At 40.0% G+C, this 12,268-nt stretch carries 11 protein-coding genes; 1 reads left to right on the top strand and 10 read right to left on the bottom strand.

Annotation, left to right across the window (positions count from 1 at the left end):
• Positions 1-58: 58 nt before the first annotated feature.
• The 7 genes from BSR19_RS05030 to queG form a co-directional block, all read right to left on the bottom strand.
• Positions 59-1,288 (bottom strand): tetratricopeptide repeat protein, encoded by a 1,230-nt coding sequence (locus BSR19_RS05030; protein WP_156246683.1) that lies wholly within the window; start codon positions 1,286-1,288, stop codon positions 59-61.
• The gene (locus BSR19_RS05025; protein ID WP_156246682.1) at positions 1,278-2,456 is read right to left on the bottom strand and encodes an AI-2E family transporter; all 1,179 of its coding nucleotides are present in this window, start codon (positions 2,454-2,456) and stop codon (positions 1,278-1,280) included. The genes BSR19_RS05030 and BSR19_RS05025 overlap by 11 nt, the downstream gene beginning before the upstream one ends.
• Positions 2,457-2,465: 9 nt before the next feature.
• Positions 2,466-2,948, bottom strand: coding sequence for an NUDIX hydrolase (locus tag BSR19_RS05020; RefSeq protein WP_156246681.1), 483 nt, complete (start codon positions 2,946-2,948; stop codon positions 2,466-2,468).
• 154 nt (positions 2,949-3,102) lie between these two features.
• A complete protein-coding gene (ftsX, locus tag BSR19_RS05015; protein WP_118058331.1) occupies positions 3,103-4,032 on the bottom strand; it encodes a permease-like cell division protein FtsX in 930 nt (309 codons plus the stop codon).
• Positions 4,025-4,717, bottom strand: a complete 693-nt coding sequence (ftsE, locus tag BSR19_RS05010; protein WP_013990672.1) for a cell division ATP-binding protein FtsE — start codon at positions 4,715-4,717, stop codon at positions 4,025-4,027. Before ftsE ends, ftsX begins: the two co-directional genes overlap by 8 nt.
• Positions 4,718-4,803: 86 nt before the next feature.
• Positions 4,804-5,902 (bottom strand): peptide chain release factor 2 gene (prfB, locus tag BSR19_RS05005; RefSeq protein ID WP_155198606.1). Its coding sequence is split into 2 segments (ribosomal slippage): positions 4,804-5,829 and positions 5,831-5,902, totalling 1,098 coding nucleotides; the frame shifts between segments, so codons are not numbered across the junction.
• Between the two features lie 52 nt (positions 5,903-5,954).
• On the bottom strand, positions 5,955-7,073 hold the full coding sequence (gene queG, locus BSR19_RS05000; protein WP_156246680.1) for a tRNA epoxyqueuosine(34) reductase QueG: 1,119 nt from the start codon (positions 7,071-7,073) through the stop codon (positions 5,955-5,957).
• 93 nt (positions 7,074-7,166) lie between these two features.
• Between queG and BSR19_RS04995 the strand changes: the two genes are divergently transcribed.
• Positions 7,167-8,024: a metallophosphoesterase gene (locus tag BSR19_RS04995; protein WP_156246679.1), complete on the top strand. Its 858-nt coding sequence runs from the start codon at positions 7,167-7,169 to the stop codon at positions 8,022-8,024.
• Positions 8,025-8,047: 23 nt separating this feature from the next.
• Here BSR19_RS04995 and BSR19_RS04990 read toward each other — a convergent pair whose 3' ends face one another.
• The 3 genes from BSR19_RS04990 to BSR19_RS04980 all read right to left on the bottom strand — a co-directional run bounded on the left by BSR19_RS04990 (position 8,048) and on the right by BSR19_RS04980 (position 12,239).
• Positions 8,048-8,794 carry an NADPH-dependent oxidoreductase gene (locus tag BSR19_RS04990; RefSeq protein WP_156246678.1) on the bottom strand — a complete coding sequence of 249 codons (747 nt, stop codon included), beginning with the start codon at positions 8,792-8,794 and terminating at the stop codon, positions 8,048-8,050.
• 109 nt (positions 8,795-8,903) lie between these two features.
• Positions 8,904-11,588, bottom strand: coding sequence for a cation-translocating P-type ATPase (locus tag BSR19_RS04985; RefSeq protein WP_156246677.1), 2,685 nt, complete (start codon positions 11,586-11,588; stop codon positions 8,904-8,906).
• A 264-nt stretch (positions 11,589-11,852) separates the two neighbouring features.
• Complete coding sequence (locus BSR19_RS04980; RefSeq protein WP_156246676.1) at positions 11,853-12,239, bottom strand: YwiB family protein; 387 nt, start codon at positions 12,237-12,239, stop codon at positions 11,853-11,855.
• Positions 12,240-12,268: the final 29 nt, after the last annotated feature.

The raw sequence follows: 12,268 nt of genomic DNA, 5'->3' as shown, positions 1-12,268 counted from the left end.
GAGCAAGCTCGATGTATCTCTCCCTCTCTTAAAACCAATGATTAAAACGTTTCACAGCTTAATAGTCCTCAAGAAATGTTTGCATATTGACATCATCTGGAACTAAGGCAAGGTATTTTTCAGCCGTTGCACGCGCCTGATCCCTGTAACCAAATTCACGCAAAATATATGCATAATCATGGAGGAATTCAGGATTTTCAGATAAATCTTTAGCCAAATCTTGATAGATTGGAAAAGCTTCTTCTTCATCATCAAGTGCTTGGTAGGCCTTGGCAATGTTCCAACGAGCCAAAACAGAATCAACTTCATAATCGGCTAAAGCCACTAGATCCTCGTAACGTTCTTCTTCCAAATAGAACGTACTTAAACGCAAGATAATCTCATCTTGGTCCTCAGCCAATGGCAAAGCTTGCTTCAAATAAGATTCAGCAGATTGAGTGTCATGCAACTCGTAGGATAACTGTGACGCTAGCAAAAGTAATTGAACATCAAAGGCATTTTTAGAAATCCCTTGTTGTGCCATTCGTAAAGCTTCTTCGGTTTTATGTTCTGCATGTAACGACAAGGCGTAAATATACTCATAACCTTCGAAGTCAGCAGACATGGTTTCTATCTGCTTAAAGTAAAAATTAGCTTTTTGATACTCTTCTTGATCATAGAGCAAAGTGGCTAACTCAAAAGCAACGGTATCATCGTACTCAATTTCAATAGCTTTTTCCAAAAATTCACGAGCAGCTTCAAACTTTCCAAGACTGGCATAAGCCTTACCAATGCGTTCATAAGTAGAAACGCCAGTCATCGCAAGAAGGTCACGATTATCTAATTTAGCATAGTAATGAATAGCTTGTTCAAAATTTCCAAGTTCAAACTCCATCTCAGCCAAACCAAAAATAATCAATGAGTCATCTGATAATTGACTTGCCTCCAACAACTTATCACGTGCCACATCAGTTAAGCCCTCCATTTGGTAGAGGTCAGCCTTTACAATTAAAGCAGACAAATAGTCGTCAGAGTCTTCAGGTATGGCATCCAAATAGAGAAAAGCCTCTTCAATATCACCATCTTCGGCAGCAATTTGTGCTAGATTGACATTAACCTCTGGAAAATCAAAGCGAACTTTTTCGTAAATTTCCTGTGCCTGTGGTAAGAAACCAATAGATTCTAAATATTGGCCCAACTCAACAAGAACCTCTGCAGGGTCCTCTCGTAAAGCTTTTTTAAAATATTTGTCCGCGTGGTCTAAATCTTGGTTTCCAATAGAGGCAACCATTTTTTCACTATTTAACATCGTCTTTTTGTCCTTCATTTTCTAAATCATCTTGATAAAGATTACTTACAGAACGGTACCAATCAAAAATCTCTCTAACAACAACCTTGACAGAGGCATAAATTGGAATCCCCAATAAGACGCCCCAAACACCGTAAAGAGAACCTGCTGTCAAGAGAATAAACATAATGGTAATCGGGTGAATACTAAGTTTATTCCCCAAAACGAGTGGAGAAACAAAACGTCCCTCAATAGTTTGCTCAATGAAGAAAATGATGAGGACCTTGATCAACATAGCGGGTCCTTGCACCAGTCCCATGATTATAACTGGTACCATAGCAAGAAAGCTTCCCAGATAAGGAACCATGTTTAGAAAACCTGCCATAATACCGAAAGTCATACCATATCGAAGACCTACAATCTTAAACATAATACAGAACATGATGGCAACAACAATAGCGACTGTAACCTGACCTTGAACATACCCTTCGAGCTGACTATTAATATCTGAAAGCATACGAACAGTTGTTTCACGAAAGCGAGTTGGTAAGGCTGAGACAAAGCTATGTTTCATCTTTTGGCTATCTCTTAAAAGGTAGAAGAGAATGAAAGGTGCCAAAATGATAGCTACTGTCACCCTTGCTACTGTGCTCGCAAAAGTTCCAACCCATGTCAAAGCCGATGAAGAAAAGTTCTCAGCATAATTGACCATTCTCGCTGAGAAATCACTAAGCATGGACTCTAAATCACCATGGAAGTTAGAAAGAATAGGCAGATTAATCCAACGTTCCGTTTCACTATTGGCACGTGCAATATATGATGGTGCATTTCGTATCAAAATCAAAATTTGATTTTGTAAGCTTGGAATAGCTGTTGAAATCCCCCAAACCAAGAGCAAGCCAAGGATAGCGTAGATGACCAAGATAGACATGGTTCGACTCAATCCCGTTCTTTCTACAAGTAGTACCAAAGGTTTTATTAAATAATAAAGGAGCATGGAAATAACCAATGGCAACATAATAATGGTCATAAACTGGATGACGGGTGAAAAAATGGGACTAATCTTGGTAAAAATCAAAACCGTCAAACCAATCAAAAGTAAGATGAAAAAGGCTACGACAGCCTGATTATTCAATATCCACTTAAAAAACCATGTTTCTGAAAAATCTTCTGTTTTTTTACGCTTCATAGTTCCTCCCTATTTATCATAAAATGTTACAGTTTTATCTACCAAGTTCTGGTTACGATCGTAGCTAAATTTTGCAGAGAAGAATGGTCTATCTTCAAGGATCCACTTAAAAATCTCATAGTCACCTTCCCAAGTTGGTTTAGATAAGACCTCATCATATGGTACCCATTCAAGCGTTCCTTCACGAGACTCCTCATCTGAGATGAGTTCTCCTTCAAAACCAGTTACCTTAAAGACATAGGTGTACCAATCATGACCAGGGGTAAATTCTGGGAAGGTAATCATACCTTTAAAATCCATCTCAGTCACTGTAAAATGTGTTTCCTCGAGAATTTCACGACGAGCACATTCATCTGGTGTCTCTCCAACTTCTAGTTTTCCCCCGACAGAAATCCACTTTCCTTCATGAACATCATTAGGCTTTTTATTACGATGTAGGAGCAAAAGCTCCTTTCCATTGTCAATATAACAAATGGTAGCTAACTTTGTCATAATGCATCTCTTTTCCAATGTTTTTTAAATATTATACCAAATATGGGATTGGATTTGGGCTTTGAGCAGACGATTTTGAGATATAGTTGAAAATCTGCTTTTATGAATCTCCGGACAAACAAAAAGAGAACCAAAATAGTTCTCCTTTAATCTCTTAGTATTTCAAATAACGGCGCATTGCCATACGTGACCCAATCGAACCAATAATAATACCGACTGCGAAGAGGGTTCCGATAACCGCATAGACAAACCACTCTGGATCATACATCGAAATACCACCTTTGACAAAATCTGGATTCAAAGATGAGTAAACCATGTGATACAAAAGATAAATGAGCCCAGAAGGAATGATGGCACCAAGTGCTCCAATCCAAGCACCTTCCATCAAGTAGGGACGACGAATATATGAATTCTTAGCACCTACCAAACGCATGATTTGAATTTCAGTCGCACGTGACATAATGGTAATACGGATGGTATTTGAAATCAATAGGACAGCCACAATAGTTAAGAGTGCTGTGGCAATGATTCCCCAAAATTGAACACGTTTCATAGTGGACATCAGAATTTCAGTATCTGAGCCACCAAAGTTAGCATTATCAACACCCTGAATAGCTTTTGCTTCCTTGGCAACTCGACTGACATCATCTGGTGATTTCGTTTGGACGATGTAAACATCTGAAAGAGGGTTGGCATCTCCAGTAGCTGTCTCGAAACTTGAACCCATTGTTTCAATCAGTTGTTTCTTTTGTTCTTCTTTACTAGAGAAAGTAACCTTATCTACACCTTTGATTTTGGTCAAAGTATCATAAATCTTATGGTAGTCTTTATTAGCAACAATCTGTCCAGAAAGTTCCTTGACTGTTTTCGAGGCATCTGATGAATCTGGATCCAAGTAGACATTGACCTGAATATTCTTTTCAATATCTGAAGCCAATTTCTGCGTATTTAAAATAACAGAGCCAAAGACACCTAAAAGTGAAAGAACAATCATCACCGAAAATACTGCCGTAAGTGTCGACAATAGATTACGTTTGAGATTCTTAATCGATTCTCCTAAATGGCGGAAAAAGCGTCTAATCATGGTAACCGTACTCTCCTTCCTCTTCATCACGAACAATACGTCCTTCTTCAATCGCTACGACACGATGACGAAGGTTATTAACGATAGTTGAGTTATGGGTTGCCATTATAATGGTAGTCCCTTGCAAGTTAATACGTTCAAGGACTTGCATAATTTCCCATGAAATCTCTGGGTCCAAGTTCCCTGTTGGTTCATCCGCAATCAACACTTTTGGATTATTGACGATAGCACGCGCAATAGCGACACGTTGTTGCTCACCACCAGACAATTGATTTGGGAATGAACGCATCTTGTGTTTAAGACCAACCAACTCGAGAACCTCTGTCACCCGTTTCTTGATATGACGAGGTTTCTCACCAATAACTTCCATGGCATATGCAACGTTTTCAAAAGCTGTTTTCTTTGGAAGGAGTTTATAATCCTGGAAAACAACTCCAATAGAACGTCTTAAGAGTGGAACATCTTTCTTACGAAGTCGGGTTAAATCAAACTCTCCAACCTTCATAGAACCACTCGTTAATTTTTCTTCTTGGTAGAACAAGCGAATTAAACTTGATTTACCAGCACCAGAAGGGCCGACTAAGTAAACAAACTCCCCAGAGTTAACAGACAAATCAATGTGTCTAAGGGCTGTTGTTGACTTATCATACTTCTTAGTAACATCTTTTAATTCAATAAGAGCCATAATGTCAGTATTCAACTACTAAAATAGCTGAAGCCTTCCTTTCATTGAGATAGAGTATCTAAATACTTAAAAAAAGTATATCATTACTATTCTTCCATACGCCACTTGAGGTAGGCATCGATGAAGCCTTCAATATCTCCATCCATTACCTTATCAACCTGGGCAACTTCATAGCCTGTACGGTGATCTTTAACCATGGTATATGGCGTGAAAACGTATGAGCGAATTTGACTTCCCCAAGTGATTTCTTTCTTATCACCTTTCAAAGCATTCACTTCTTCTGCTTTCTTTTCTTGCTCCATTTGATAGAGCTTAGCTTGTAGCATCTTCATCGCACGGTCGCGGTTTCCGTATTGTGTACGGTCGACCGTTGAAGCTACAACAATACCTGTTGGAATGTGGGTCAAACGCACACCTGTAGAAACCTTGTTGACGTTCTGACCACCTGCACCACCTGAGCGGAATGTATCCATCTTGATATCATCATCACGAATCTCAACTTCAATGGTATCATCCAATTCAGGCATGACTTCCACTGATGTAAATGAGGTATGACGACGTTTGGCAGAGTCAAATGGTGAAATACGAACCAAACGGTGGACACCCATTTCTGACTTGAGGAAACCATAAGCATTAGGTCCTTCAAAAGCAAGGGTTACAGATTTGATTCCAGCCTCATCACCCGCCTGATAATCCAAAGTTTCTACCTTGAAACCTTTGGCATTTCCATAACGTTGGTACATACGGAGCAACATATCAGCCCAGTCTTGAGCTTCTGTCCCACCAGAGCCTGGGTGAATTTCCAGGATCGCATTGTTATGATCATATGGTTCAGACAAGAGCAATGTCATCTCGTAACTTGTCATAATCTTATCAAGTTTTTCGAGTGTTTCTTCAAGCTCTTCTTGAACACTATCATCTTCTTCCAACATTTCTAAATAAAGCTCTGTCTCGTCAGAGAGTTCTTGCATATTGTTGAAAGTTTCGTATTTCATTTTTAGCTCATTTAACTCTTGTGAGGTCTTTTGAGCTGCAATATTATCATCCCAAAAGTCTGGCTCAGTCATTCGGTTTTCGAGGAGCGCAATATCCTCTTCCAAACGATCTAAGTCAAAGAGACCTCCCGAAGCTCACGAGCTTCTCTTGATTTTCAGAGATTTTTTGGCGAATTTCTGCCACTTCCATGGATAGGTTTCCTCCATTTTATAGTATTATGCTTAATTCTAGCATAAATCACTTAAATTTGCCATTTTGCACACACAAGCTCCCACTCTGCTTGGGATTCTTCATCCTTAGGTGACAGTTCCCTCATGTAATCTAACATAGCCTCATCGGGTTTCTTAACAATCTCACCGAGAGCCCAAATGGCAGTCGCCGTATGGATGGGATTATTATTCTTATCAATTATCTCCATCAGTTTGACTATAGCATTGCGATCATGTAGGTTAGCCAAGGCAATAATAGCATTACGTTGAAGAATATTCTTCCCGCGCCATGAACCGGCAATCATCCCAAATTTCTCCTTGAAAGATTTGTTGGTCAGCTCAAGAAAAGGAAGTAATTCGGGCATGGCAAGCTCAGGATCAATGTCCGAAGCCAGTGGATTATCGATACCTCTGTTATATGGACAGGAAATCTGACAAATGTCACAACCATAGATAACAGTCTTTATCTTCTTTCGAAACTCCATATCCATCATGCCTTTATCCTGTGTTTGAAAGGATAGACAACGACGGGCATTCATAGTCCCATCGCCGATGAGACAAGATGTCGGACAGGCATCCAGACAACGACGGCAATCCCCACAACCATAATCAACTTCTTGGTCTGGTTCAATCTCTAGATTAGTGATAAGCTCGCCAAGATACATGTAGGACCCGTATTCTTTCGAAATCACTAGTCCATTCTTCCCGATAAAGCCTATTCCAGCTCGCTTGGCCACTGCTGTATCGACCAGAGCTCCAGTATCCACCATACCTTTATATTCGAAGTTTTCCGTCAGTTTTTCAATACCTTCTGCAAGGCGTTTTAGTTTGTCCTGCAAAACATAGTGATAATCTAGACCCCATGAATTTGGAGTGATTTTGCCACGCTTATATTCTGTTTTTTGAGGTTGTTGTGGCAGCTTATGCGGATAGGCAACTGCAATGGAAATGATGGTTTTAGCTGATTCCAAGGTCAACTTAGGATAAATACGCTCTTCAATATTTTTATGTTCAAAACCTGTTGTTCGCCCTTCTTCGATACCAAGTCGAAGGGATTTTTCCAGATAGGCGAAATCATCGGCGGTTGTAAAACCAATTTTTGAAATGCCAATCTCCTTGGCCATCTTTTGTATTTCTAATTTGATATCCATATTCTTATCATAATGAAATTGTAGTCTAAGGGCAAGTATTTTCCACCATCTTCATTTACAGACAAGCCTTAACCTTTTTGTTACAATGTTTCTATGACGAGACTTGCAATAATGAGTGATTTACATATTGATATAAATCACTTTGAAACATATGAAATTGATACTCTTATAAAGTGCCTAAAAAATCAAGAGGTTAGCCATCTCCATATCGCTGGTGATATTTCTAACCATTATTTTATCGACACAAAACCCTTTCTACGAAAACTGTCTAAGGAGGTCAAGGTCACCTATAATTTAGGCAATCATGATATGCTTGATTTAGAAGATGACCTTATTGATAATCTTGATTTTCAGGTGATAAATTTAGGTAGTAAGACATTATTGGCTTTTCACGGGTGGTATGACTATTCCTATTCAGATGAAACGTTAGATAAGATTCTTAAACGTAAGAAACAACTTTGGTTCGACCGACGACTTAAACGATTGGGGACTGATCCGGATATCTGTCAAACTAGTCTTAAAAGGCTAGATAATGTCTTAAGTGAGTTAGACACTAGTAACCTTATAGTTGCCATGCACTTTGTTCCTCACAGCCGCTTTACCATGACGCATCAACGTTTCACACCTTTTAATGCCTACTTAGGCTCGGAAAAATTCCACCAGATTTTCGCCAAGTATGGCGTTAAAGATGTTGTTTTTGGTCATGCCCACCGCAGTTATGGGACGGTAACTATTGATGGCGTAACCTATCACTCGCGTCCTCTTGGATACCGACGAGAATGGGATTTAACCATCGACTTTGTTTCCAATCACCCTGAACTCAATCCTACTGGAACATGGAACCTCTCCAAACGTTACAACCTGGTCAAGAAACGGTCGGAGTTTTTAGAATATGAAAAAAAGGAACTGGCAAATGAGTTCCTTTCATCCATGACACTATTTGATTTGTAGAACGACCCTTTAGGAGTCGTTTTTTAGTCGGTGAAAAATCCCTGCTTTTGAAGGTCCTTCAAGGTATTCGCACGATTGGCAACGGATTGATCCATTGTCTTTGCAATCTGTGTTGTAAATTCATCAACTCTGTTATTGAGATCACGAAGGTCATAATACTCATGAACTTCAGCGTCGTAATCTTTTAGCTCCTCTAAGGGATGTTCTAAGTCCCGATAATAATTTTCCATATGGATGACGTGACGGGGTAAACGAGGTTTAAGCTGCGGTTCTTGATCTGGCCAACCAACTGCTAATCCTACTGCTGGATAGACATACTTTGGAAGTTTGAGAAGCTCTGAAAGTTTAGCGTTATCATTCAAGATACTGCCAAGGTAAACTGTTCCCATACCTAAACTCTCAGCAGCTACTACCATATTTTGAGCCGCTATCATAGCATCCGAGAAGGCCGAAATAAAGCGTTCAGGACTACCTTGGACCAAGGCTTCAGCGCCTTTTGCCTCTGCAATCAGTGTGTTACGTCTTTGGTCCACAACAAATACAAATAGATGTCCAGCATTTGGAATATAAGGCTGGTTGGCAATCTCTGCAATTTCTTTCTTCAATATTTCATCAGTAATACTGATAATCGAATAGGACTGTCTAAAATTACTCGTTGCTGTATGTCTGGCAACATCAACCAAAAGGGTAACTTCTTCTCGTGTCAAAGCTAGAGGTTTAAATTGACGGATGCTACGGTGATTGAGTTGTGTCTTAATAGTCTCGTTCATGGCCTTCTCCTTAACTTGTGATCATTTCTCTTCAATTATAAACAAGACTCCTCCTGAATTCAAGATGTGATAAGAAAAAGCCAGAGACCATTATCTCTGACTTTATGTCTTAAATAGCGTTCTTATCCTTACCAAGGGCACGTTGAATAGCTTTGACTAATTCAACCAATACCACAATCAAGAAAGAACCTACAATAACTGAAAGCCATTGTGTCAGACTAAGGTGTGACACATGGAAGAGGTTATTAAATCCAGGCACTACAATAGTTGCCATCAAAAGAACGAAGGCTACTGGAATTGCCCAGTTGAAAGTCTTGTTTCTAAAGAGACCAACTTTAAAGACTGATTGATACACAGATTTAACGTTAAAGGCATGGAGCAACTGAATTAATCCAAGTGTTGCAAAAGCCATTGTAAGGGCATCCGCATGAATTTCTGCTTGTGTATGGTGCTCTGGGAAGACAAGGCCCCAACCATATACTGCAAGAACGAGGATGGTTTGGAAAACACCTTGATACATGATAGCACCGAAGACACCACCATCAAAGAAGTTCGATTGACGTCCACGAGGTTTATGAGTCATAATACCTGGTTCTGCTGGCTCAACACCAAGAGCGATGGCTGGAAGGGTGTCTGTTACCAAGTTAATCCAGAGAAGGTGTACTGGTTGTAGCACATCCCAACCAAACAGTGTGGCAAAGAAGATAATAAAGACTTCGGCCATGTTGGCTGACAAGAGGTACTGGATTGATTTTTGAATATTTGAGAAGACTTTACGCCCTTCTTCTACGGCAACGATGATTGTCGCAAAGTTATCATCGGCAAGGACCATATCAGAAGCTCCCTTAGAAACCTCTGTACCTGTGATTCCCATACCGATACCAATATCAGCTGTTTTAAGTGATGGTGCATCATTAACCCCGTCACCTGTCATAGCAACAACCTTGCCATCATTTTGCCAAGCCTTGACGATACGAACCTTGTGTTCAGGAGACACACGCGCATAGACAGAGTACTGTTTGAAGACTTTCTGGAATTCTTCATCAGAAAGCTCATTAAGCTCAGCGCCAGTAAAGACATGATCTTCCGTATCATTTGGATCGATGATCCCGAGACGCTTGGCAATGGCTTCTGCCGTATCTTGGTGGTCACCCGTGATCATGATTGGACGGATACCCGCTTCTTTAGCGACACGAACAGCTTCTGCAGCCTCAGGACGTTCTGGGTCAATCATACCTACCAAGCCTGAGAAAATCAAATCAGACTCAACAATCTCAGATTCCAAAGTTGGGATTTCGTTGCTTGTCTTATAAGCCATCATCAAGACACGAAGAGCTTGTTTTGCCAAGTCCTTATTAGTTGCAAGGATAGCTTGTTTATCTTCATCCGTGATAGGACGAACCTCACCATTGATTTCAATACGAGACACGCGTTTTAGCAATTGGTCAGGGGCACCCTTGACAGCGATAAAGTATGAACCGTCTGCTTCCTTATGGATGGTAGACATGAGTTTACGCTCAGAGTCAAATGGCAACTCTGCCACACGAGGCTCTGATTTCAAGACGTCACGAACATCAAAGTTGTGGTCCAAACCAAATTGAACAAGGGCTGTTTCCGTTGGATCCCCAATTAGCTTACCATCTGGGTCCACCTTGGTATCATTGGCAAAGTTCATAATACGAAGGGTTGTATTGTCAGCACCAAGTTCAGTAGTAGCGCTTTGCAATTGACCGTTTGTATAGACTTTTTCAACAGTCATTTGGTTCATGGTTAAGGTACCAGTCTTATCTGATGCGATAATCTCAGTTGAACCAAGAGTCTCAACAGCTGGCAATTTACGCACAATTGAATTGCGTTTGGCAAGACTCGTTGTTCCAAGTGACAAGAGAATCGTTACAATAGCAGGCAAACCTTCAGGAATCGCTGCAACGGCTAGAGCAACGGCAACCATCAAACCTTCAAGGGGCTGTTCACCACGAATGAAGACACTAACCAAGAATGTCACTAAGGCAATAGCAATAATAAGATAAGTCAAAGTCTTAGACAATTGCTCCAAACTTTGCTTCAACGGCGTTTGTGATTCGTCCGCATTAGCTAGCATATCAGCAATCTTACCAACTTCAGTATACATACCAGTATTGGTAACCACTCCAGTACCACGACCGTAAGTAACGTTTGAGTTTTGGTACCCCATATTCACACGGTCACCAATTCCGGCTTCTGCTTCAACCGTCTCAGTAATATCCTTTTCAACTGGAACGGATTCACCTGTAAGGGCAGCTTCTTCAATCTTAAGTGAGGCAGCTTCGAGCAAACGCATATCAGCTGGAACAACATCACCAGCTTCAAGCAAGACGATATCTCCAGGAACCAATTCGCGTGAATCAATTTCAACCACATTGCCATCACGACGCACACGAGCCAGAGGGCTTGACATGTTTTTAAGAGCTTCAATAGCCGCTTCTGCTTGTCCTTCTTGATAAACACCAAAGGCTGCATTCAAAACAACAACGGCTAAAATAATGCAGGCATCGGTCAGACCATGCATACCTTCTGTAATAACAGAAAGGGCGGCTGCGACAAGCAAGATGATAATCATCAAATCTTTAAACTGATCGATGAATTTTGACAAGAGGCTGCGTTTTTCACCTTCATCCAACTCGTTATAGCCATAGGCATCCAATCGTTCCTTGGCTTGTGCAGTAGACAAACCATCAATGGAAGTGTCCAAGCTTTTTAGGACTTCTTCCTCTCCTTGTGTATAAAACAAGGCTTTACTTTGTTCTTTCGACAAAATAATCTCCTCCTTCTCTATAGGGAAAAATGGCTAACAAGACTCTTTTTATATAAAAAATTATACAAAAAGAGACTTGTTTAATTAAAAACAAGTCTCGCTGTTTAAGAATATGCCGGAAATGTAAAATTTCGTAATGACGACATAATCGCAACTGTTAATCAAATCTCATGATTAAAGTCGCCTGCTACTCCCTTATTTGTACTTTACATTTTATCATAAATTATTCTTTATTCAAGCAAAATGATTCTATTTTTTCAAAAATTAAAACCAAGAAACCTCTAATTCATAATCAGCAAAAACGTCTTCTGTTTCTGGATGTTTCAATTGATAATGAACATCAACTGTTTGGCCATTCGGGTCATGTGCAAATAGACTAGTATCTGTTAGAAAATGCTGGGTACCAAGCGGTGTCGGAATGTGGACTAAGGCAGGTACCTTAGCAGAAAAACGCATAATGGATTTAGGATTAGAAAAGCGTGTCATCACCAGCTCTTCCTGATTCAACTTAATAACCACTTTTTCTTTCTCGGAATTATGGTGAACAAGATAAGTAAAATCTCCTTTTTCCATAACCTCACAAGTGTGGATTTCTTCGATAATCTCCGTTTGATCGCCTACTTTTATTTTGTTTTTAATTTTAATTTCCATTAAGTATTCCTTCTTTTCTAAAACTATTT

This window comes from Streptococcus salivarius, assembly GCF_009738225.1.
In the GTDB taxonomy this organism is placed as follows: Bacteria; Bacillota; Bacilli; order Lactobacillales; family Streptococcaceae; genus Streptococcus.
This window is presented reverse-complemented; position numbering and strand designations above follow the sequence as displayed.